The sequence below is a fragment of the Pseudocitrobacter cyperus genome, from assembly GCF_039889165.1.
GTDB lineage: Bacteria > Pseudomonadota > Gammaproteobacteria > Enterobacterales > Enterobacteriaceae > Pseudocitrobacter > Pseudocitrobacter cyperus.
In genome coordinates, this window is record NZ_JAYMYY010000001.1 from 1,200,499 (window position 1) to 1,223,566 (window position 23,068).

General features: G+C 52.3%; 22 protein-coding genes and 1 pseudogene. 10 read left to right on the top strand and 13 right to left on the bottom strand.

Annotated features, from left to right (window positions below; genetic code table 11):
• Nucleotides 1–391 precede the first annotated feature (391 nt).
• Both VSR74_RS05800 and VSR74_RS05805 read right to left on the bottom strand, forming a co-directional pair.
• Entirely contained in the window at nt 392–2,176 is a 1,785-nt protein-coding gene (locus tag VSR74_RS05800) for a M48 family metallopeptidase (protein WP_347793837.1), read from the bottom strand.
• 341 nt (nt 2,177–2,517) lie between these two features.
• On the bottom strand, nt 2,518–4,110 hold the full coding sequence (locus tag VSR74_RS05805; RefSeq protein ID WP_347793838.1) for an ABC-F family ATPase: 1,593 nt from the start codon (nt 4,108–4,110) through the stop codon (nt 2,518–2,520).
• A gap of 217 nt (nt 4,111–4,327) precedes the next feature.
• Between VSR74_RS05805 and ldtB the strand changes: the two genes are divergently transcribed.
• A complete protein-coding gene (gene ldtB, locus VSR74_RS05810) occupies nt 4,328–5,248 on the top strand; it encodes a L,D-transpeptidase (RefSeq protein ID WP_347793839.1) in 921 nt (306 codons plus the stop codon).
• Between the two features lie 148 nt (nt 5,249–5,396).
• Here ldtB and VSR74_RS05815 read toward each other — a convergent pair whose 3' ends face one another.
• The 4 genes from VSR74_RS05815 to mntR all read right to left on the bottom strand — a co-directional run bounded on the left by VSR74_RS05815 (nt 5,397) and on the right by mntR (nt 9,207).
• A complete protein-coding gene (locus VSR74_RS05815) occupies nt 5,397–6,113 on the bottom strand; it encodes a GntR family transcriptional regulator (protein WP_347793840.1) in 717 nt (238 codons plus the stop codon).
• A gap of 20 nt (nt 6,114–6,133) precedes the next feature.
• On the bottom strand, nt 6,134–7,510 hold the full coding sequence (locus tag VSR74_RS05820; protein WP_347794361.1) for a glycoside hydrolase family 1 protein: 1,377 nt from the start codon (nt 7,508–7,510) through the stop codon (nt 6,134–6,136).
• A 108-nt stretch (nt 7,511–7,618) separates the two neighbouring features.
• The gene (locus tag VSR74_RS05825; protein ID WP_347793841.1) at nt 7,619–8,737 is read right to left on the bottom strand and encodes an anion transporter; all 1,119 of its coding nucleotides are present in this window, start codon (nt 8,735–8,737) and stop codon (nt 7,619–7,621) included.
• Nucleotides 8,734–9,207: a manganese-binding transcriptional regulator MntR gene (gene mntR / locus VSR74_RS05830; protein ID WP_347793842.1), complete on the bottom strand. Its 474-nt coding sequence runs from the start codon at nt 9,205–9,207 to the stop codon at nt 8,734–8,736. Before mntR ends, VSR74_RS05825 begins: the two co-directional genes overlap by 4 nt.
• Before the next feature lie 181 nt (nt 9,208–9,388).
• Between mntR and mntS the strand changes: the two genes are divergently transcribed.
• Nucleotides 9,389–9,514 carry a manganase accumulation protein MntS gene (gene mntS, locus VSR74_RS05835; RefSeq protein ID WP_347793843.1) on the top strand — a complete coding sequence of 42 codons (126 nt, stop codon included), beginning with the start codon at nt 9,389–9,391 and terminating at the stop codon, nt 9,512–9,514.
• A gap of 282 nt (nt 9,515–9,796) precedes the next feature.
• Nucleotides 9,797–11,380, top strand: coding sequence for a phosphoethanolamine transferase (locus VSR74_RS05840; RefSeq protein WP_347794362.1), 1,584 nt, complete (start codon nt 9,797–9,799; stop codon nt 11,378–11,380).
• A 91-nt stretch (nt 11,381–11,471) separates the two neighbouring features.
• Here VSR74_RS05840 and ompX read toward each other — a convergent pair whose 3' ends face one another.
• On the bottom strand, nt 11,472–11,984 hold the full coding sequence (gene ompX, locus VSR74_RS05845) for an outer membrane protein OmpX (protein WP_015965202.1): 513 nt from the start codon (nt 11,982–11,984) through the stop codon (nt 11,472–11,474).
• 354 nt (nt 11,985–12,338) lie between these two features.
• On the opposite strand from ompX, the gene rhtA reads away from it, so the two are divergent.
• From rhtA to ybiO, 6 genes and pseudogenes are all read left to right on the top strand, one after another.
• Nucleotides 12,339–13,226 carry a threonine/homoserine exporter RhtA gene (rhtA, locus tag VSR74_RS05850; RefSeq protein WP_347793844.1) on the top strand — a complete coding sequence of 296 codons (888 nt, stop codon included), beginning with the start codon at nt 12,339–12,341 and terminating at the stop codon, nt 13,224–13,226.
• Nucleotides 13,227–13,341: 115 nt separating this feature from the next.
• Nucleotides 13,342–13,845, top strand: coding sequence for a DNA starvation/stationary phase protection protein Dps (dps, locus tag VSR74_RS05855; RefSeq protein ID WP_347793845.1), 504 nt, complete (start codon nt 13,342–13,344; stop codon nt 13,843–13,845).
• 363 nt (nt 13,846–14,208) lie between these two features.
• Nucleotides 14,209–14,955 carry a glutamine ABC transporter substrate-binding protein GlnH gene (glnH, locus tag VSR74_RS05860; protein ID WP_347793846.1) on the top strand — a complete coding sequence of 249 codons (747 nt, stop codon included), beginning with the start codon at nt 14,209–14,211 and terminating at the stop codon, nt 14,953–14,955.
• A gap of 102 nt (nt 14,956–15,057) precedes the next feature.
• The gene (glnP, locus tag VSR74_RS05865; RefSeq protein WP_347793847.1) at nt 15,058–15,717 is read left to right on the top strand and encodes a glutamine ABC transporter permease GlnP; all 660 of its coding nucleotides are present in this window, start codon (nt 15,058–15,060) and stop codon (nt 15,715–15,717) included.
• Nucleotides 15,714–16,436 carry a glutamine ABC transporter ATP-binding protein GlnQ gene (glnQ, locus tag VSR74_RS05870; protein ID WP_347793848.1) on the top strand — a complete coding sequence of 241 codons (723 nt, stop codon included), beginning with the start codon at nt 15,714–15,716 and terminating at the stop codon, nt 16,434–16,436. The genes glnP and glnQ overlap by 4 nt, the downstream gene beginning before the upstream one ends.
• 138 nt (nt 16,437–16,574) lie before the next feature.
• Nucleotides 16,575–18,221 (top strand): annotated as a pseudogene (ybiO, locus tag VSR74_RS05875) (mechanosensitive channel protein); the annotation flags it as partial.
• Nucleotides 18,222–18,299: 78 nt separating this feature from the next.
• Here ybiO and VSR74_RS05880 read toward each other — a convergent pair.
• Nucleotides 18,300–18,881 carry a recombinase family protein gene (locus tag VSR74_RS05880; RefSeq protein ID WP_109549650.1) on the bottom strand — a complete coding sequence of 194 codons (582 nt, stop codon included), beginning with the start codon at nt 18,879–18,881 and terminating at the stop codon, nt 18,300–18,302.
• On the opposite strand from VSR74_RS05880, the gene VSR74_RS05885 reads away from it, so the two are divergent.
• A complete protein-coding gene (locus VSR74_RS05885; RefSeq protein ID WP_347793849.1) occupies nt 18,871–19,569 on the top strand; it encodes a glycine-rich domain-containing protein in 699 nt (232 codons plus the stop codon). The genes VSR74_RS05880 and VSR74_RS05885 overlap by 11 nt on opposite strands.
• Before the next feature lie 141 nt (nt 19,570–19,710).
• Here the strand turns inward: VSR74_RS05885 and VSR74_RS05890 are convergent, their stop codons facing one another.
• The 5 genes from VSR74_RS05890 to VSR74_RS05910 are packed head-to-tail and all read right to left on the bottom strand — an operon-like array spanning nt 19,711 to nt 23,015.
• On the bottom strand, nt 19,711–20,142 hold the full coding sequence (locus VSR74_RS05890; RefSeq protein ID WP_347793850.1) for a tail fiber assembly protein: 432 nt from the start codon (nt 20,140–20,142) through the stop codon (nt 19,711–19,713).
• Between the two features lie 3 nt (nt 20,143–20,145).
• Entirely contained in the window at nt 20,146–21,000 is an 855-nt protein-coding gene (locus VSR74_RS05895; protein WP_347793851.1) for a gp53-like domain-containing protein, read from the bottom strand.
• Between the two features lie 2 nt (nt 21,001–21,002).
• Entirely contained in the window at nt 21,003–21,581 is a 579-nt protein-coding gene (locus tag VSR74_RS05900) for a phage tail protein I (protein WP_032636409.1), read from the bottom strand.
• Nucleotides 21,574–22,677 carry a baseplate assembly protein gene (locus VSR74_RS05905; RefSeq protein WP_057057553.1) on the bottom strand — a complete coding sequence of 368 codons (1,104 nt, stop codon included), beginning with the start codon at nt 22,675–22,677 and terminating at the stop codon, nt 21,574–21,576. The genes VSR74_RS05900 and VSR74_RS05905 overlap by 8 nt, the downstream gene beginning before the upstream one ends.
• On the bottom strand, nt 22,668–23,015 hold the full coding sequence (locus tag VSR74_RS05910) for a GPW/gp25 family protein (protein WP_347793852.1): 348 nt from the start codon (nt 23,013–23,015) through the stop codon (nt 22,668–22,670). Before VSR74_RS05910 ends, VSR74_RS05905 begins: the two co-directional genes overlap by 10 nt.
• Between the last annotated feature and the right edge of the window lie 53 nt (nt 23,016–23,068).

Consider the following 23,068-nt stretch of genomic DNA (forward strand, 5'->3'; position numbering starts at 1 on the left):
TAGCGATCACACATTTGCTACGCATCATTATATTATCCTGCCGCACCGCGAAATGATTCAGCACATTCAAACGCATCAATAAATATCATATTTGAAATAAATTTATTCACGGAAAATATAATGAAAGTAAAACAGGGTATAGTAATGGCGGTATTGTCCGCCGCATGTTTCAGTCCCGGCGTACAGGCAGAGACTGTTCCCCCCGTTCAGGGCTTACATACCGTTGGCACAAAACGGGATCGAGAATTTTCGCTGGCGCAGTAATGAATAGTGTTCTCCTGGAATCAGAAACCATTCCTTTCTCAAAATTGAAAATTTTACTGCCTCCTGCCCGATGGGACAATTCAGACAATGCCGGGCCAGGCCCGGCATCACAGCAAAAACAAATCTACTATTTGCTCAATTCCGCACGCGCGTGAGCAGATGCAATATATTGCCCCACGATCTGCGACATCGTTACAGCATCGAGCTTAACTTTTTGCCCCTCTTCTTCGCACCAGGGGCTGCTTACGACGACAACGACCCGGCTTTCCTGAGGTTCATAACGGAATACCTGCATAAAGCGTTTGGTGGTGATATTCAGCTTATTGCCATTGCGCACATAGAGATGGAGCATCGCGACGCCGGAGTTGACGACGACCTCATAACGTTCAACATATTCCAGCGGTAGTGGCTGTGGAAGATAGAGGCTGGTAATGCTTTGCGGCGTCAATGTGAACAACGGCTGACGCGACCGCTGTAATGCCACCCGCCCCATCATACCCAGCGGGAGACCTATCAGCGTCAATAGCCAGCATATCGCGCTAAGGTGTTGAAAGAGCACCAGATAGCCCCCGCCAATTATCAGCACAATACCCACGATCATCATGGTCCATGCCATCGATGAGGAAGACCATATAGCCTTAGTTTCTGTCGCCAGTGCTGCTTCAGCCTCGATTTCCTCGCGTATCTTGGCGCGCACTGGTTCAATCTCCTGAGATATCTCACAAGATAATGCGCTGGCAACGGGCGCGAATAACGCGGGGAAGAAGAGGTTCTCTTCTGGCGCAACGGCACGAGAGGCTTGTATCAGCAATTCTTCATTGAGTGAAAGATTCAGGGCGGTGATACGCGCGCGGGTCGTGGGATGGCTATCCATCGGATGCGCAATTTCACTGTCGATGCTGGCAAGAACATCAAGCGGCCCCAGCTTTTGCAACGCAGACATCAGATCTTCCGTCCAATTGTTACTGATCTTCCGCCCGCGAAGAACGTCTTCCAGGAAGCGCTCAACGGGTTCACTCAGCGCCGATATTCTCAGCAATGCGCTAGCAAAGGCCGAAGAGGATGATACGCGAGCCCCGGTTTCATCGGCGGCCAGTTCACGGATACGGCTCCAGTGGTTCACCGTCTCATGGAAGGTTTGTAAAAACCACATCGCCATATCCAGTGCGGAATAGAGTACCAGGCGGTCTATCCAGGCATCCTGCATGTTTTTGGCCATCTGTTGCAGGCTATTTTGCATGCCTGCATAGAGGGGGGCGAAGCGCAGGCTGTACTGCGTATCCTCACCGGTAAAATGACCTAACTCATGCCCCACGACGGCGGCGATCTCCGCTTCGTTAAGGAGTGACAGATACGTCAGCGGTAAATAGAGTGTATTCCCCGTTAAGCGCTCGCCCTTTTCAACCTGGACGGGATTGGCCGTGACATAAAAGCAGTCAAAAAACCCCACGACAATGTTATCCGGTGGCGTAAGCTGCGCCTGAGAGGTAAGGCTCCGAACCCACAGCCAGAGTTCAGGTGCCTGCATTTCCGGCAGATTGACACCTATCACCCGCGAATCTTCAGGCTTAAACAGGGCAAAGCATTTACGCACAGAAAAGAAACTTTTAATGATCATCCACAATATGGCAAATACAGCTAATATCATGCCGAACAGCAATTTTATACCGCCGCCATTCATCTCTACGTGTCCCATGGCCCAGATAATTTCTGAGAGCACTAACGCGACGCTCGCAAGGCCGCAGAAAAGGATTTCGCCAACCATCATGAAGGGCAGTAGTCGGCGGCAGAGAGTAAATTTTTGAATGAGGACATCCTGGGAACGTCGCGAAGTGCGTGCACTGGCCTTACACACCATCACTGCGCTTGCCAGGATAAACATCGCCACCAGACTCAGGAAAAGCGCCAGCATGGCTAATCCAAACTGGATTATTTCTATACCATCAGCATTATCACTTACTCGCCAGCATTTCCATATTCCATATATAAAGAGAAACAAAGGGGGGTAAAAAAGATTAATTACTCTTTTTCTGTCCATAGAAAACGTCATCCATTTAAATTAACAATATTCCTGAAGAATAGAACTATAAAAAACTATTTATTCAATTTATAAATTACGCTTATGGCAATCATTATAAATCAATAATGAGTTTATATCAGACTTTGTTTGATTTTATTTAATAAGAAACGAATTGAAGGAAGAAAAAAAGAGGCTGGAAATGCATAGCGTACTTTGCATTTCCAGCCATCCAGTTACTCGATACCTTTACTACGCAGGTAATCTTCATAGTTACCGGTGAAGTCAATCACGCGCTCCGGCGTAATCTCAATCACACGCGTGGCAAGCGAGCTCACAAATTCACGGTCGTGAGAGACGAAGATCAATGTGCCAGGATACATCTCCAGCGCCATGTTCAGGGATTCAATCGATTCCATATCCAGGTGGTTAGTCGGTTCATCCATCACCAGCACATTCGGTTTTTCCATCATCAGCTTACCGAACAGCATGCGGCCCTTCTCACCACCGGAAAGTACTTTCGCCGGCTTCTTGATATCGTCCTGGCTGAACAGCAGACGTCCCAGAATGCTGCGCACCGCCTGTTCGTCATCGCCTTCCTGTTTCCACTGGCTCATCCAGTCGAAGACAGTCAGATCATTTTCAAACTCAAACTCATGATCCTGCGCGTAGTAGCCAATTTGCGCGTTTTCCGACCATTTCACCGTTCCCGCGTCCGGCGTCAAATCGCCCACCAGGGTTTTCATGAGCGTGGATTTACCCACACCGTTGGTTCCCAGAATCGCCAGCCTCTCACCGACTTCCAGCAGGAGTTTTACCCCTTTAAACAGCGGGCCGTTATCAAAGCCTTTGCTGAGACCTTCCACTTCCAGCGCGTTACGGAACAGCTTCTTATCCTGTTCGAAGCGAATGAACGGGTTCTGGCGGCTGGACGCTTTCACTTCGTCGAGTTTGATTTTATCAATCTGACGTGCGCGAGAAGTTGCCTGACGGGATTTAGACGCGTTGGCGCTAAAACGACTGACGAAGGATTGCAGGTCAGCGATCTGCGCTTTTTTCTTGGCGTTATCGGCCAGCAGACGTTCGCGCGCCTGCGTCGCGGCTGTCATGTACTCGTCGTAGTTACCGGCGTAAACGCGCAGTTCACCGTAGTCGAGATCCGCCATGTGAGTGCAGACCATATTCAGGAAGTGACGGTCGTGCGAAATGATGATCATGGTGCTGTCACGTTCGTTCAGCACCTGCTCCAGCCAGCGGATGGTGTCGATGTCCAGGTTGTTCGTTGGTTCATCAAGCAGCAGAATATCCGGGTTAGAGAACAGCGCCTGTGCCAGCAGCACACGCAGTTTCCAGCCGGGCGCAACTTCACTCATAGGGCCATAATGCTGTTCCAGCGGAATACCCACGCCCAACAGCAGTTCACCGGCGCGCGCTTCAGCAGAATAGCCATCCATTTCACCATAGAGCACTTCCAGATCGGCCACTTTATAGCCGTCTTCTTCGCTCATTTCCGGCAGGGCATAGATGCGGTCACGCTCTTGTTTGACTTCCCACAGCTCTCCATGCCCCATGATGACCGTATCCAGAACGCTGAACTCTTCAAACGCGAACTGATCCTGACGCAATTTACCAATACGTTCATTCGGATCGAGAGAGACGTTGCCCAGCGTCGGCTCAAGGTCGCCGCCGAGGATTTTCATAAAGGTGGATTTGCCGCTCCCGTTAGCGCCAATCAGGCCGTAACGGTTGCCGCCGCCAAATTTGACGGAGATGTTTTCGAACAGCGGCTTACTGCCAAACTGCATGGTAACGTTGCTGGTAACTAACACGGAAGTATCCTGAGGAATGTGACAAACCGCCTATTCTGCCACAATTCTGAATTAAAATCGCCCGCCTTCGTCGCGGGCTAAACTGTCACAGAAGTGAAAAAAATGTGATTTCGTACACATCCTAATTCCATGGCGAGGGGAATGCACATATAATGCGCTCCCATCAATCATCCAATTTTCCAACCACAGCCTGAGTGGCACTGATATTTCACACAACATGAAAATAAAATTAACCACACTTTTCGCTGCGGCGCTTGCTGTCGTAGGATTCTGTAAAACAGCCTCCGCCGTGACCTATCCGTTGCCGACGGATGGTAGCCGGGTCATTGGTCAAAATCAGGTGATCACCATCCCTGAAAACAACAAACAGCCGCTGGAGTACTTTGCGGCCCAGTATCAGATGGGTCTCTCCAACATGCTGGAAGCGAACCCGGGCGTGGATACCTATCTGCCGAAGGGCGGCACTGTGCTGACCATCCCTCAGCAGTTGATTCTGCCGGATACCGTACATGAAGGGATTGTCATCAACAGCGCGGAAATGCGTCTGTATTACTACCCGAAAGGCACTAACACGGTGATCGTGCTGCCGATTGGTATCGGCCAGTTGGGTAAAGACACCCCAATTAACTGGACGACTAAAGTTGAACGTAAAAAAGCAGGCCCAACCTGGACGCCGACTGCCAAGATGCATGCAGAATATGCGGCAGCAGGCAACCCGCTTCCGGCCGTCGTTCCGGCTGGCCCGGATAACCCGATGGGTCTGTATGCGCTGTATATCGGTCGCCTGTATGCCATTCACGGTACCAACGCCAACTTCGGTATCGGCCTGCGTGTAAGCCACGGCTGTGTGCGTCTGCGTAACGAAGACATCAAATTCCTGTTCGAGAGCGTGCCGGTTGGTACCCGCGTACAGTTTATTGATGAGCCGGTTAAAGCGACCACCGAACCAGATGGCAGCCGCTTTATCGAAGTTCACAACCCGCTGTCTACCACTGAAGCACAGTTTGAAGGCGGCGAAACCGTGCCGGTGGTTCTGAACTCTGCGGTACAGAAAGTCACGTCTCAGTCTGACGTTGACCAGGACGTGCTGAATCAGGCGATTCAGAACCGTGCCGGTATACCGATTCGTCTGAACTGATTTGGTTCAGATGCAAAAATGGCGAAGCTGATGCTTCGCCATTTTTTTTGGGCATGAGTGCGTTTTTTTCCCCTCTCCCCAACGAGCACAGTCGGTTCCCTCTCTCTGTGGGAGAGGGTTAGGGTGAGGGCACCAGCGCGCACTCCCCTCACCCGTTATTCACCATCACAAACCCGCCGTGATCGTAACGATAATGGCAGTGCGCATACTCCAGCGGCGTACCGTCTTCCAGATAGATAACCTGCTCCAGTTCCAGCACCGGGTCAGTCTCGTCGCAGTTGAGATACTCTCTGTCGCGAACATCCGGTTTACAGGCGCGCACCACACGGTAAGCGCCCATCATTTTTAATCCCAGCGTTTCACGCACGTAGCGGAATACTGAGCTTTCCAGATGCGATTTATTAAGCCCCGGCACCAGGGCAACGGGCATTACCGTCATATCCAGCGATATCGGTTCACCGTTGACCAAACGCAGGCGGATAAAGTCGTAAACCGGCGCGTCCGCGCCGATCATCAGCGCGGTTTGCTCTTTCTCATCCGCAAAACGCAGTTCAAACTGAATCACCTGGCTTGTCACCTCGCCAAGATGTCGCCAGGTTTCCGTCGCACCGTAATAGTCGCTACCTGAGACATCCCACTGCGAAATCTGGTTGACGTTTTTGCGTACAAACGTCCCCTGCCCCTGGCGAGCGTAGATAAGCCCCTCCACAATCAACTGACGCATCGCCTGTTGAATGGTCATCCTGCTGGTATTAAATTCGGCCGCCAGCGCCAGTTGATCGGGCAGCGGTTGTGTGGCCGGATAGTGCTGGCTCAAAATACGCTGCTTAATTTCCTGCGCGATGGAGAGATACTTCGCCGCCATCCTCTGCTCCTGTATCGGTGTTACATCGCTTCGCCGTTGCTGTGGATCACCCGCTTAAGCCACGCGTAGCTTTTCTTCGGCACACGACGTAAATCCTTCAAATCATGGTTTTCACGGTTCACATACACCACGCCGTAGCGCTTACGCATGTCGCCCTGGGAGCTGAGGATATCAATTAACCCCCATCCCAGATAGCCCACGACCTGCGCGCCATCTTCGAACATTGCCGCTTTCATCGCATTGATATGGTCACGATGATAGGCGATACGGTAATCATCAGCGATGGGCGTTTCGCCATCCCAGGACTCAATCACCCCAATGCCGTTTTCAATCGGGAACACCGGTAAGCGCCAGTCGTTATAGTAGCGGGTGATGATGCTGCGAAAGCCGAGCGGGTCAATCTGCCAGTTCCATTCAGTCGCCTTCAGGTGCGGATTCGGGGTATCACCGAACACCATATAGTTGTTCACGCTTGTCCCTTCCGGTATGGGCTCGCTGCTTAACGTGCGGCTGGCGTAGTAGCTGAAGGCCAGGTAGTCATTTTTGAGCGTCGCCAGTACAGCGAGATCCTCATCGCGATAAATATCCCGCAGCCCTTCACGTTCGACAAATGCCATCACTTCCGGGCTGTAACCCTGCCCGCTAAACGCACGTAACAGATTCTGATTAAAGAACTCATCCAACTGACGGGCGCAGAAAACATCGCGTGGCTTGCAGGTGGCGGGATAAACCTGAGCATGCGCCAGCATGCCGCCCATCAGCCTGCCGGGTTTGTTCTGATGCAGATAGTGCGTCAGGTGGGCGTGGGCCATCATGACGTGGTGCTGAATCTGGTAGAGCTCGCGCAGGGTTTTCTCACCCTGCATATAGCCGGAAATCAAAAATGCTTCCGGCATATGGTAGAGATTTTGCTCGTTAAAGGTGAGCCACCAGGTAACCTGATCGCCAAAACAGTCGATCATCTTTTTACCGTAACGGATAAACGCTTCCATCACCCGACGATCGGTAAAACCGTTATATTTTTCCGCCAGCGCCAGCGGCATGTCGAAGTGGTAGAGGCAGATCATCGGCGCAATACCCCGCGACAGTAACGCATCAATAAAGCGCTGATAAAACGCGATCCCCTCTTCATTAAACTCGCCGTCACCGTCGGGGCAGACACGGCTCCAGGCGATCTGGAAGCGGTAACAGGTCATCCCCAGATCCTGCATTAAATCAAAATCTTCTTCGAAGCGATGATAGCTATCGGTGGCAACTTTCCAGTCAGAGGTGTTCTCTTTCGGCTCGCGAATGTCATAAACCGACATCCCTTTCCCGCCCTCGTCCCATGCCCCTTCGGTCTGCATGCTGGAAACAGAGTTTCCCCACAAAAATCCTTCTGGCAGTTTGTTCATCAGCGCGTCCTCAGCAATATGACTAGTCAAATAAAGTATATGACTAGTCATATTGAAAAAAGGCGCAAAAGGCAATGGATCGGCTCACTTTTTGTGAGCCTATCCTAAAGATCAAGCATAATTAAGGAGATGCAGCAGCCCGTAAGCGACCAGCGCCGCCCAGAGCAACAGGGGCAGAGAGTACAAATGGAAACGCCACCAGATCCGGCGGTCGTTGGCCATACGCAGGGCGATAAGATTAGCCAGCGACCCGGGCAGCAGCCCGAAACCGCCGACATTGACCGCCCATGCCAGCAGCGTGGAGGGCGGCACATAGTTCAGCAGCAGAATGGTGGAAGGCACATTACTGATCACCTGCGACAGCCCTATCGCGGTCAGCCACAGCGAACCGTCTGACAGTTGCTCGACACCGTGCAAAAGATCCTGCAATGCAGGCAACTGCGTCAGCAGGTGAACATCGATAAACATCGCCATAAAGACCAACAGCAGCGTCCAGTCAACGCTATAAACTACACGCCGCTCAAGTAACAGAAACCCCGCCGCCACGCAAGCCAGCCCCCACAGTTCAAATCGCATTTCCAGCGCGGCAAGAAAGACCAGATAGAACGCCAGACAGCTCCACACCAGCTTTGGCCGCCACGACGGGGTCGCATCGCTGCTCTGAAACTGCAATTTTTTAGCAGGGAAACACAACCAGCTCAACAGCAGTATGCTCGCCATCATCGCCAGCGCCAGCGGCAACATTTGCAGGGTGAAAGCCGGAAAGCTCAGACCCGATCGCCCCCACAGTAAAATATTCTGTGGGTTACCGATAGGCGTCAGCAGCGAACCGGCGTTCACCGCCAGCGCTTCAAAAATGATCAAACGGTTCACCGGAATGGCGCACCATTTTTTGAGCGTCAGGGTCAGCGGGACAACGATAAACAGCGCGACATCATTGGTCAGAAAGGTCGACAGCACAGCCGCCGCCAGCACCATAAAGAGTGCCAGTTGCCGCTCGGTGACAAAACGGCGCACCATCTTACGCCCGAGCACATCAAAATAGCCGCTCTGCTCGACACCTTTGGTCAACAGCATCAAACCACTAAGGGTAATAATGGTGTGCCAGTCAATCGCCGCGGGCCATCGCGTCGGGGCAAAGGGAACCAGAAAAGAGAGAATAACGCCAATAAGCAGCAGCAAATGCAGAAAACGATCGTGCGCCAGCGATCGAACAAAAGGTAGCGTCATTCAACGTACTGCCCATTTTTTTCCGTAAACAAACGGAACACTTCCAGCGTCTCTTCGCTGACATGGTGTTCGATTCCTTCGGCGTCGCGACGGGCGATATCCGGGCTTATGCCCAGCGCCATTAAGAAACTTTCAACAATCTGGTGGCGCTCGCGACTCTCCTGCGCCAGCTTCTCGCCTTCCGGCGTTAAAAACACACCACGCCAGGGGATCTGTTCAATCAACCCGACCCCCGCCAGACGTTTGAGCATTTTCGCGACCGTCGGCTGTGAAACGCCAAGCCGGGCAGCCATATCGACCTGACGCGCCTCGCCTGATTCACGAATCAGATCAGAAATCAGCTCAACATAGTCGTCTATCAGCTCCCGACGGTGCGCTTCCCGTACCTGGCGGAACCCTTCAACGTGTTCTTCCACATTAACCAGTTGCGTCACTTTTTGGGTCGTCGGCTTACCTGCACGGCGGTTCATGGCACTTCCTCATCAGGGTGACGCATCAAAGCATCTTATAAATTGCCCATATTGTAATGGATCGTGCTCTGAGTACAAAAATTTAACGTTTAGCCATAGCTATATAATATAGCCTGTGCTATATCTGTATGTAATGCAGACACTCATCAGGGAATGACGAGCGCAAAAGCAGGAGGTTACAATGAACGAATTGAAGAGGTGTTTACGCGTGTTTAGTCACTCTCCTTTTAAAGTCCGCTTAATGCTGATCAACATGTTGTGCGACATGATCAACACGAAACCGCAGCAGGACAACAAACCCAACTAACGCGGCGTCGCGGTACGACGCTCTGTTTTTTTCGCTTCTTTTTGTGCCCAGACTAACCCGGCGTGTATAAAACCCCCACATTTCTTCCGCTTTTGTAATCACCTTCGCAAAACATTTTGTTATGGGTAGTTGACCTAAAACAGCGCGCGCTTTATCTTCGTCCGGCCCTGCACTTTTGCGGCTCGCAGATGCGGAGCTTCCCCCCTTCTCTATACGCAATAATGTCCGGCAAAAGCCCCTTGACGCCAGGGGACGCACATGGCGTTTTTATAGTTGCGATTTATGAATGTCACGCTGAAAGAAACTCTCGCCGCCCGTGGACTCGCGCTGAATCCGTGGACGGGTCTCTATTTCCTGCAAGCACTACTGATCAACCTGGCGCTGGGTTACCCCTTCAGCCTGTTGTACGCGGTGGCGTTTACCTGCGTGCTACATCTCCTGTGGCAAGCTGCGCCGAAAGTACAAAAAGTCGTGCTGGGCCTCTACTCACTGGTAGCCGCCCTCTATTTTCCGTTCAGCCAGGCCTACGGTTCGCCGAACTTTAATACCCTGCTGGCGCTGCATTCGACGAACATCGAAGAGTCTACCGAGATGTTCACTATTTTCCCCTGGTACAGCTATCTGGTGGCGCTGTTTATTTTTGCGCTTGGCGTGATTGCTGTGCGCAGGAAGGCAGGCCCGGTGAAACGCTGGGGTAAGATGGAAACTCTGTGTCTGATTTTCAGCGTCGGCACCTTTTTTGTGCAGCCGATTCAAAACCTCGCCTGGGGCGGCGTGTTTAAGCTCAAAGATACGGGGTATCCGGCTATTCGTTTTGTGAAAGACGTCATCGTCAACAATAACGAAGTTATTGACGAACAACAGCGTATGGCGCAGTTCGCGCAGATGAAAGACACCTGGACCGTGACTTCCGTTAAGCCCAAATACCATACCTATGTGGTGGTGATTGGCGAAAGCGCTCGTCGCGATGCGCTGGGCGCGTTCGGCGGCCACTGGGATAACACCCCATTCTCAAGCTCGGTAAATGGCTACCTGTTTAGCGATTATATCGCCGCCAGCGGCTCGACGCAGAAATCGCTGGGGCTAACGCTCAACCGGGTGGTCGACGGGAAACCACAATATCAGGATAACTTTGTGACTCTCGCCAACCGCGCAGGTTTTCAGACCTGGTGGTTCTCTAATCAGGGGCAAATCGGTGAATACGACACCGCTATCGCCAGCATTGCGAAACGCGCCGATGAAGTGCAGTTCCTTAAAAGCGGTGATTTTGAAGCCGATAAAAATACCCAGGATACCGCGTTACTGAAGATGACAGCACAGGTGTTTGCTGCGCAGCGCACTCAGCCGCAACTGATTGTGCTGCACCTGATGGGCTCACACCCGCAGGCCTGTGACCGCACACATGGCAAATACGATGTGTTTGTACAATCCAAAGAGACCTCCTGCTATCTCTATACTATGACGCAAACCGACGATTTGCTGCGCCAGCTCTACGATCAACTGCGTAACAGCGGCGACAGTTTCTCTCTGGTTTACTTCTCAGATCACGGTCTGGCGTTTAAGGAACGCGGCAAAGAGGTGCAATATCTGGCGCATGACGATAAGTTCCAGCAGAACTTCCAGGTGCCATTTATGGTGCTGTCGAGCGACGACAAAGCGCACAAGGTCATTAAAGCGCGCCGTTCTGCGAACGATTTCCTGAATTTCTTTACGCAATGGACGGGGATCAAGGCGAAAGAGATACGCTCACGCTATCGCTTTATCTCAGAACAGAAGGCGGGGCCGGTCTATATCACCAACTTCCAGTTGCAGAAGGTCGATTACAACCATCTCGGTACGGATCTGTTTTCGACGAAAAGCCGTTAAACGCAGATTGGCCTGGTAGCACCGCGCTGCCAGGCATTCGCAGGCAAAAAAAATCCGCCACAAGGGCGGATTTTTTACATCACCTAAGTGATTAGAAGCGGTAACCAACACCGGCAATCCAGGTGCCGACGTCAACGCTACGAATGCGAGACTGCTCGTAGGAGAAGTCCAGGGCAACGTTTTCGATCGGGTTGAACTGCAGGCCCGCACCGTAAGAGAAACCGTAATCGCTGGTGTCGTGTTTGTTCGGCAGATCAGCGGTCTGGAATTTACCGTAACCAACACCTACTACGCCGTAGATGCTCGCCCAGTCGTTCAGACGGTAAGCAGGGCCTGCGGTGATGCCGTAGTACTGTGATTTGTGATAATTGTTATCGCTGGAGCTACGGTCTTTTTCGGTGTAAGTAAAGGAACCGATAACGCCCAACGGTTGGTCGTCCATTTCATAGCGATATTTCAGGTTGAAACCGTTAGCTTTGTTAGCAACGCCCTGCATATCGCTCTGAGCGTAACCGCCAGTAACGGTAGAAGTTGCAGCTACTGCGGTACCTGCGGATACAGCCAGAACAGCGGCCAGTGCTGAAAGACATGCAATTTTTTTCATAACCACCTCAAATGTGCTTCAAGTAAATCCGTAAGTTTTAAATATATCAAAATTTGTTAGGAAACTCTTTCTAACTTGTGATGTCTAACCAGACCTTTGATGTAACCAAAAATTTCCGCGCATGGTTATCTCTTTCAAAAAACACAAGTTTTTCCGGAACTGGTGACTATTATCACACAACGATTTCGTCACAAAATTCCAGATAATTCCTAGTTTGACAGATTAATAATCCGTCGACTAAGGACATTCTAACGGTTCGCGGCCTGTTTTTTTTCAACAATTCCTCAACCGTAGCCTGGTATTTCATTTACACTGCCTTTTTTACTCCGTTTGACACAAATTGACAGGAAAAAGATGTCTGGCATGCTCCGTAAATCTTCTGCATGGATGCCCGTATGCGTTCTTATCATTTCGATGCTCTCTATCCAGAGCGGCGCATCGCTTGCTAAGTCGCTGTTTCCATTGATTGGCGCTCCGGGCGTTACCGCCCTGCGACTGGCATTTGGAACGCTGATTCTGGCAGTTATTTTTAAACCGTGGCGTCTGCGCTTTGTCAAAGAGCAGCGGTTGCCGCTGCTTTTCTACGGGCTTTCGCTGGGCGCGATGAACTATATGTTCTATCTCTCCATCCAGCGCATTCCGCTGGGGATTGCCGTTGCCCTGGAGTTCACCGGGCCGTTGGCCGTGGCGCTGTTTGCCTCTCGCCGCGCCGTGGACTTTATCTGGGTGATCCTCGCCGTACTCGGGCTGTGGTTTCTGTTGCCGTTGGGGCAAGATGTTGCGCATGTTGATCTCACCGGTGCCCTGCTGGCGCTGGGTGCAGGTGCGGGCTGGGCCATCTATATTCTAAGCGGGCAACGCGCCGGGGCTGAGCACGGCCCGGCAACGGTCGCGATGGGGTCGCTTATCGCAGCGGTGATTTTCGTCCCGCTCGGCGTCTTCCAGTCCATCGATGTTAGCTGGCACTGGTCAATCTTACCGTTGGGTTTGGCCATTGCGGTGCTCTCAACCGCACTGCCCTACTCGCTGGAGATGCTCGCCCTGACGCGCCTGCCAACACGAACCTTCGGTACGCTGATGAGCCTTGAACCCGGCCTTGCCGCCATTTCAGGTATGATCTTCCTCGGCGAAACGCTGACCGCCACGCAAACGCTGGCGCTGGCGGCAATTATTGCGGCATCAATGGGCTCGACCCTGACGATGCGCCGCGACACAAAAATCCAGAAAGTGGATGTAAGTTAAAGCTTAATGTCACTATTAAACCGATAGGCAGAGTCAGAATTTTCTATCCGTCACCCGGTGCTATACTTATCGCCAGTTAATACTGGAACGCAAAACATCAAGAGGATATGAGATTATGAGTACCGCTAAACTGGTTAAATCAAAAGCGTCTGATCTGCTTTATACCCGCAACGATGTCTCTGACAGTGAGAAAAAAAGCACTGTTGAGTTGCTGAATCGCCAGGTTATCCAGTTCATTGACCTGTCTCTGATTACCAAACAGGCTCACTGGAATATGCGCGGAGCTAACTTTATTGCCGTCCATGAAATGCTGGATGGCTTCAGGACAGCACTGACCGATCATCTGGATACTATGGCAGAGCGTGCTGTACAGCTCGGCGGCGTGGCGCTCGGCACCACCCAGGTGATTAACAGCAAAACACCGTTGAAAAGCTATCCGCTGGACATTCATACCGTACAAGACCACTTAAAAGAGCTGGCTGACCGCTACGCGATTGTGGCGAATGATGTACGTAATGCCATCGGTGAAGCAAAAGATGAAGATACCGCTGACATTCTGACCGCAGCATCCCGCGATCTGGATAAATTCCTGTGGTTCATCGAAGCTAACATCGAATAACCATAGGTTATTCTTATTCCCCCTCTCATCACCCTGATGAGAGGGGCTGCACCATCCAGGTGCACCTTCCTGTTAAAAATCCTCGCTAAAGTAAATCTTTTGTAATAATCACCTCACACAATCGTTAATAAAAGATTGTTTTGTCACCGTCACTTGCGTTAAAAAACAGCATGAATCGTAAAATACCGATCGTGCACCATAACAAAGCCCCAGAATGGTGCATCAAAAGCAGACGATCGCTGGATTCATACATTCCTTGCCTTCTCTTTTGTTAAAAAACAATGAGTTGAATAGTTGGCATGCTTTTTTCATAAAGTGTTCGTTCTCGCAGGGGATTGCCCCGTGGATATAAAAGGAAATGTTATGAAGTCTCTGTTTAAAGTTTCCCTGGCTGCACTGACCCTGGCGTTCGCCGTTTCTTCGCAGGCTGCGGAGAAGAAACTGGTAGTGGCAACCGATACGGCATTCGTTCCGTTTGAGTTCAAGCAGGGCGATAAATACGTCGGTTTTGACATTGATTTGTGGGCTGCTGTCGCGAAAGAGTTGAAACTGGACTACACCCTGAAACCGATGGATTTCAGCGGCATTATCCCGGCGCTGCAAACCAAAAATGTTGACCTGGCGCTGGCCGGTATCACTATCACTGAAGAGCGCAAAAAAGCGGTCGATTTCTCTGACGGCTACTACAAAAGCGGCCTGCTGGTGATGGTAAAAGCTAATAATAACGATGTGAAAAGCGTAAAAGACCTCGATGGTAAAGTGGTCGCGGTGAAGAGCGGCACTGGCTCCGTGGATTACGCGAAAGCGAATATCAAAACCAAAGATCTGCGTCAGTTCCCGAATATCGACAACGCCTATATGGAACTCGGTACCAACCGTGCTGATGCGGTACTGCACGATACGCCGAACATTCTGTATTTCATCAAAACCGCCGGTAACGGTCAGTTCAAAGCGGTAGGCGATTCTCTGGAAGCGCAGGACTACGGTATCGCCTTCTCTAAAGGCAGCGACGAACTGCGTGAGAAAGTGAATGGCGCACTGAAAACACTGCGCGAAAACGGCACCTATAACGAAATCTACAAAAAATGGTTCGGCACTGAGCCTAAATAAGATCGACTATCCCCGTGCCCGGTTGCGCGCTGCGCACCGGGCATGTTTTTTAGCTCACCGTTGATGAGCTGCTATTTTCCACCACGGTAACAGGAATACATTATGCAGTTTGACTGGAGCGTCATCTGGCCGGCCATCCCAATTTTGCTGGACGGCGCCAAAATGACTCTGTGGATTTCAATCCTTGGCCTCGCCGGGGGGATCGTTATCGGTCTGCTGGCCGGCCTGGCCCGCACCTATGGCGGCTGGATTGCCAACCACGTTGCGCTTATTTTTATCGAAGTGATCCGCGGAACGCCTATTGTCGTACAGGTGATGTATATCTACTTCGCCCTGCCGATGGCTTTCCCTGATATTCGTATCGATACGTTTACCGCGGCGGTGATAACCATCACCATTAACTCAGGTGCCTATATTGCGGAGATCACCCGTGGTTCAGTGCTCTCAATCCACAAGGGATTCAGCGAGGCCGGGCTGGCGCTGGGGCTTTCGCGCCGCGAAACCATCCGCCACGTCATTATGCCGCTGGCTCTGCGTCGTATGCTTCCCGCGCTCGGCAATCAGCTAATTATCAGCATCAAAGACACCTCGCTGTTTATCGTTATCGGTGCAGCCGAACTGACGCGTAGCGGCCAGGAAATTATCGCCGGCAACTTCCGCGCGCTGGAAATCTGGACCGCCGTTGGCGTGATCTATCTGATTATCACGCAGGTTCTGAATATCGTGCTCCGCATTCTTGAAAGAAGGATGAAAATCCTGTGATTGAATTTAAAAACGTTTCCAAGCACTTTGGCCAAACCCAGGTGCTGCATAATATCGATCTCAACGTTAAACAGGGCGAGGTGGTCGTGATCATCGGGCCATCCGGCTCCGGGAAATCAACCCTGCTGCGCTGTATTAACAAGCTGGAAGAGATTACCAGCGGCGATCTGTTCGTGGATGGCCTCAAGGTGAATGACCCGAAAGTGGACGAACGCCTGATTCGTCAGGAAGCGGGGATGGTGTTTCAGCAGTTCTATCTGTTCCCACATCTGACGGCGCTGGAGAACGTAATGTTTGGCCCGCTACGTGTGCGCGGCGCCCAGAAACCGGACGCCGAAAAGCTGGCGAAAGAACTACTGGCAAAAGTGGGCCTCGCGGAACGCGCGCATCACTACCCGTCTGAACTCTCCGGTGGCCAGCAACAGCGCGTGGCGATTGCCCGTGCGCTGGCAGTCAAACCGAAGATGATGCTGTTTGATGAGCCCACCTCTGCGCTTGACCCGGAGCTGCGCCACGAAGTGCTGAAAGTGATGCAGGATCTGGCGGAAGAAGGCATGACGATGGTTATCGTGACCCATGAAATCGGCTTTGCCGAGAAAGTGGCTTCTCGCCTGATCTTTATCGATAAAGGCCGCATCGCCGAAGACGGCGACCCGCAGGTTCTGGTGAAAAATCCGCCGAGCCAGCGTTTGCAGGAGTTTTTACAGCACGTTTCTTGATTTTCCCCAGTAACCTCTCCCTCTCCCTGTGGGAGAGGGCAACAGCGCGCCGAGTACCCGTATTTCTCCCAAAACCCCTCCCCCTTCTCCTCGCAATCTATACTTAACCCTTTGCGATTGTTGCTTTCGGAGGGACTCGTGCCATACATCCTGCTGTTTTTGCTCGCCCTTATCAGCACGCCGCTGCATGCGGTGACCATCCCCGGCGTAACATCGACCACCAGCGAAAGCGCCGCCAGCGAGCCCGATGCCGCACAGAAAAAAGCGGCCTATTCTGCGCTGGCCGATGTGCTGGAAAATGACACATCACGCCAGGAACTGATCGAACAGCTACGCCATGCCGCCGCAACACCGCCACCCGAAGCGGCTCCCACGCTGACGCCACCGGAGGTGAAAGAGGAAAAAACCGTACTGGAGAATGTGACCGATTTGACGCGTCACTATGGCGGAGAGTTCTCCTCACGCTTTGCCCAGCTCTGGCGCAATATCTCCACCGCGCCGCATAAACCGTTTCACACGGCGACCTTCTTCAATGCAGTGACTCATTTTCTGATGCTGGCAGCGCTGGTCTTTGCGTTCTATAGCCTTGTGCGCCTTTGCGCCCTGCCCCTGTACCGCAAAATGGGGCGCTGGGGGCGGCACAAAAACCGCGACCGCAGTAACTGGTTACATCTTCCGGCGATGATAACAGGCGCGCTGATTATCGATTTACTCCTGCTGGCGCTAACCCTATTTGTGGGTCAACTACTGAGTGACAATCTGAATGCCGGCAATCGCACAATCGCCTTCCAGCAGAGTCTGTTCCTCAATGCTTTCGCGATGATTGAATTTTTTAAAGCGCTGCTACGCCTGATTTTCTGCCCGCGAGTACCGGATCTGCGTCCCTTCTCCATTACCGATCAAACCGCACGCTACTGGAATTTACGCCTCAGCGCCCTGAGCAGCCTGATCGGTTACGGGCTGGTGGTCGCCGTACCGATTATCTCTAATCAGGTCAACGTGCAAGTGGGCGCAATGGCCAATGTGGTGATTATGCTCTCCATAACACTATGGGCGCTGTACCTGATTTTCCACAACAAAAAAGCGATAACGGAGGGACTGTTACATCTCGCCGATCGCTCACTGGCGTTTTTCAGTCTGTTTATTCGCGCCTTCGCGCTGGTCTGGCACTGGCTGGCAAGCGCCTATTTTATTGTGCTGTTCTTCTTCTCGTTGTTCGACCCCGGAAACAGCCTGAAATTTATGATGGGTGCCTCAGTCAAAAGCCTTGCCATCATGGGGCTTGCCGCGTTCATCTCCGGCATTTTGTCGCGCTGGATTGCCAAAACCATCACGCTCTCGCCACAGACGCAGCGTAACTACCCCGAACTACAAAAGCGCCTCAATGGCTGGCTCTCTGGCTCACTGAAAACGGCGCGTATTCTGGTGGTCTGTGTCGCCATTATGCTACTGCTCAGCGCCTGGGGATTATTCGATTTCTGGACATGGCTACATGACGATACCGGCGAAAAAACGGTAGATGTGTTGATCCGCATCGCCTTAATTCTGGTCTTCTCTGCGGTCGGCTGGACTGTGCTCGCCAGCCTCATAGAGAACCGGCTGACCTCCGATATTCATGGCCGCCCTTTACCCAGCGCGCGCACGCGCACGTTGCTGACGCTGTTTCGTAATGCGCTGGCGGTCGTCATCAGCACCATCACGGTGATGATTCTGCTTTCTGAAATTGGCGTAAATATCGCCCCGCTGCTGGCAGGCGCAGGCGCGCTGGGGCTGGCGATCTCTTTCTGATGCGCCGCGCGATAAATGCGCCCATTTCCGTGAGATAAATAGCATCGCTGCGGCGTTTCAATATTTGCAAAAGAATTACAATCCTACCGCGTCATCCTTTCTCTGACCATCTACCGGAAAATACCTGTACAACGTCGATAACCCCACTCCGTAGATAATGGCCAACTGCTGGCGGGTATGCCCCTTAACCAATAGCCGTGCAATCTGTTCTCGCTCATGCGGCTTTAATGCGTTGGGCCTTCCACCTATGCGTCCCTGTGCTCTGGCGGCTGCCAATCCGGCAAGTGTGCGTTCGACGATCAGCTCACGTTCCATCTCCGCCAGTGCCGACATCACATGGAAAAAGAAACGCCCCATGGCAGTGCTGGTATCAATACTGTCTGTTAAAGAGCGGAAGTGGGCACCGCGTTCATGTAACTCTGATATCAGTGCGATCAGGTTCTTAACGCTGCGCCCCAGCCTGTCCAGTTTCCACACGACCAGGGTGTCTCCGCTATTAACGCACTTTAAAGCGCGTTTCAGACCGGGACGACTGGCAACTTTTCCGCTCATACGGTCTTCAAAAATGCGGTCACAGTTTGCGCTTGTGAGTGCAATACGCTGTAAATCGCTGTTCTGGTCGATTGTTGATACGCGGATATAACCAATGACGGCCATCAATTCTCCTCCTCTATGTTGCGGTGGGAGGATTTTTACAGATTTCGCTATGTGTAACCGCTTTTCCAAAAACCTTGGTTTGCAAGATTCAAATCGAGGCATTCAGGGAAGTGTTATTTTTTCCGCTGCTGGCATATCAAACTGGAGTGTTCCCGATGTGGTGAAAAATGGCAGGCGCGTAAAAGTCACAGTGGTAGGTGGTGGTGGTGCTGGCGGGCGTGCTGTTGCTGGCGGTGGCGGTGGCGGTGGTGGGTTAGCATCAAAGCTTGTTGACCTGACTGGCGTTTCCAGTGTCACAATTACCGTTGGCGCTGGCGGTACTCCTGCCGCATTGGGTACATCAACAACCTCAGGTGGTGCGGGAGGATCGTCATCATTTGGAGGCTATTTATCAGCAACAGGTGGCGACGGCGGCTCAACTCCATCGGCAGGGAAAGGTGGTATAGGGGTCGGAGGAACACTAAATACCTCTCTTGGGCCAGGCTGTGCAGGAGCAATGGGTAGTGCGTATTGTAGTGGTTCTGGCGGTGGTGCAGGTGGCCCAGGTTCTGTTTCTTCGTCAGTAAATAACGGAACAAACGCAATCGGCCCAGGCGGAGGAGGTTCAGGTGCTGCGCAGGGGTCAGATACTTCGGTATCTTGCATTGCAGGTATCGGAAAACCGGGTTATGTATTAATTGAATGGTGATAATTATGTGGGCACGAATTGAAAATAACACGGTAATGGAATTAACCGATGTAAATCCAGAGGGACGTTTTCACCAATCGCTTATATGGGTTAAATGCCCCACTGATGTCGAGCAGGGCTATTTATATGATGGAAACGAATTTAAAGAACCGGAGGAACCGGCCAGTTGATATCAGGTGCGCTGGATATGTCCACAGATTCCAGCGCATCGAGATAATCCAGCCACTCGTTATACTGGGCCTTCTCGTCGTCTGTAAGTCGCCCCAGCGCAGCTTTACCCGGCCACTGCTTGCTGTTTATATACTCATTAGCCTGATCGATACGATACTGTTTTTCAGCTTCAGCTGCTGCTATTTCCTCCTCATGGCATAAAGGTGGAATGTCTACCCATGTCGGCATTCCATCCTCAGTAGCCCCACGAGTTTTACCCTCTGGTGGCATCCCCGAATATTCAGTGAATGTCTCATCTGAGACGGCTATGAGATCGTCAGGCCAGTTTCTACTCGCTTCATAAACATCTCTGAGCTCATCAGGGTAGAAAGCGTTATTTACTGCTGAATAAAAATAAGCCATTTATTAATACCCCACAGCAAAATAGTTAAACCCGCCAGCGCCGATGGATGATTCAGCGTTGGTTCCTGTCTGATAAGCGCGTAGCTGGAAATTAGTGCTCGTAAAATTCTGGGCGGTTAACGCAAAACCTTGACCTGTACCCCCAACACTCTGGTCTGTTGCAACAACACAAAGCGCCCTGGTTGGAAACGCAACCGGGAATGATACTGTTCCTGGGGATGTGTTCGTTGTGGCTATTGCCCATTGAAGAATTAACCCGCCTGGCAGGTATTGATACCCCGAATCGGCTCGCTGATTACCAAATGAAGACATGTCCGGAATCTGTCCGGAACCAGTGCCAACATTTTTTTTTGCCGCATCTCCTAAACGAAGGTTTTTGACAAAGAGATCAGGGTCAGGGATATCGGCACCATTCTGGTCTTTCGTCAGCTTGGTTGCCAGTGAGTTAAGGACTGTAGTCGCAAAGTTCGGATCGTTACCGAGGGCATCGGCCAACTCTTTAAGTGTATCCAGCGTTTCCGGAGCACTATCAGCAAGGGCCGCAAGCGCTCTGGCTACAAACTCTGTCGTTGCCAGCTTCTTGCTGTTGTCGTTATTTGCCGCCGTAGGCGCTGTCGGTGTGCCTGTGAATGTCGGGCTGGCTTTCATCGCATACTGAGTATGCGGGTCTGTTGCCGCCAGATGTGCAGCAAGGTCTGAGTCGCCTTTTTCAACCTTTTGTTTAAGGTATGACGTACGACTGGCCAGTTGTTTAGCCTGCCGATTAGAAATTCCGTCAGGCCCGCCCAGAACGGGGTCAGAGACCTCAATCTGGTAGATGCCTTCTTCCCACTGCGGGGTTTCAGGTAGGTTTGCCATAATTAACTGCTCCCGTGGTTATAGCTACCGTCATAGTTGACGGTGTTGTTGTAGCGAATGGCGACAGACTGATACTCAAGGCTCGCCAGATGGCAGCGGGCCGGAGCAAAGGCAGCGAGCGTCTGACGTAACAGTGCCGCCTGATCGTTAGTAATGGGCTGTTGAAGGATGACGCGATAGACCGCCCAGGCTTCTACATCGCCATGGACAAAAAGCCCGTTGTAAGTGTGTTTGCCGTCGTAGCCGATCTGGCCAGTGCCTTCAATCAGATCCACTTCGCCGAAGCCGAAACGGCGGATAATTTCCCGGATTGACCACGGCGTTCCTTTGTAGCGGTGCAGCTCGATAGCGGATTTGATAAGCATGCGGCGTACATCGTCCGACTCCGCAAGCTCCCAGCCATCGCCGAACAGTGAGAACTGCTCGCCCAGCCATGGCAGCGCGGAACTGTCGACGATATCGACGAGATAGACCATCAGTACGCTCAGGTCGATGTTATCCAGCCGCCCGGCCAGTCTTCCCAGCGTTCTGAGGCTGATATCACCCTCAAGCGGCGGCGGAAGTTGTAGCGGCTCAGCCATCGGATACTCCGGTCATGTTGAGAGTAATTGCGGTGCAGTTTGCCCATTCGTTTTCTGCCACCACCCGCAGTGCCGGTGTCACCAGTTCGACCTGATATACCCCGGAGACGGACAGCACGCTGATAATCTGGCTGGGAACAATATCGCGCCCCAGTGTGGCGGTACGGGATGCCACCCAGTTCTGAATGGCACTGTTAGCGTTGTCCTTTACCGAGTTGGCATCCTGGTCGCGGTAGATCGTGATATTGGCTTCAATGGCGTAATCCACCTGCAGAGGCGTTTTAACCCGCACGGTATCAGTGAGCGGTCTGACTTTTTCATCCGAACAGAAACTCTCTACCAGTGTGAGGATGCTGTCGTCCGGCAGGCCGGTACTGAGCAGCGGATACAGTTCTACAGTGCCGGGAACCGGGGAAAGCACGGCGACATCAACGATATTGGGATGGGCCTGCATGGCATGAAAGCGGTACGCCATACGGCTTCCGGCGTTAGTGAATGACTCCGGGGCAAGTTTGATACGCTCGCGGAGCCTGTCATTGTCTTCCTGCTCAGAACCGCCAGAACTGGCCGCCAGATTGGTCACCTGCAGGTCGACGTTATCAATCTCATCGAGCAACTGGCTGACCTGCGCAGGTTGCCAGCCGTTGCCAGCGGCTCCCGGTTCGGTACAGGTGGCCGTGGCATTGACCAGCAGCAATCCGGCTTTCAGCACCACGTCCGTATCGGTGGCAAAAATAATGCTGTCGGAAGCGCTGACGCGGGTGCCTGCCGGAATCAGCACATCAATGGCCAGTGCCTCATCCACGGAGAACTGGAGCGTGGTGGTGGCAGGCTGCGCGGCAAGACGGTATACACCGACCAGTTCACCGAGGTAATCAATCATCGGCTCACGGGCAAAGGCGACCAGATTCTGTTTGGCCGCTTCCTGCGCTGCCACCCTGACCAGCATTTCGCGGTATGCCCACAGGTCAATCAACAGGCGCTCAGCCTGAGCGGGGTACAGCGTTTTGCCGGTTGCAGCTTCGTACTGTGCAATCATTTCAGCCGTGATTTTGTCGGCATCACGTTCAATAAAGTCGGGTTCTGTCAGCGCCATAGCAGCTCCTGAGTCCGGGTCTGTCCGTCAGAGCCTTTCCAGCTCACCCGGAGCGTAAGATGTTCGCCGTCGACGGCGGGTTTTACCGACATCAGCTGGCAGCGAGGCTCCCAGCGGCGGATGGCATCGACGGATTCGCGCACCATATGCGGGATAGCCCGGTCGATGGGCCAGTCGATATAAAGATGCAGATTGCTGCCGAACTCCGGGCGATGCGGGTCGCTGCCGCGAGGAGTACGCAGGATGATTTGAATAGCCTGCCAGATATCATCCAGCCCCCGAACGATTTCGCCGGGGGCCTGCAGGGCCGGTTGCCAGAATACTGAGGTTGTTTTCATAGGGGCAGTATTGCCCCTGTGCGGGAACGCCGATATTAAAGGCGTTTAAGAAG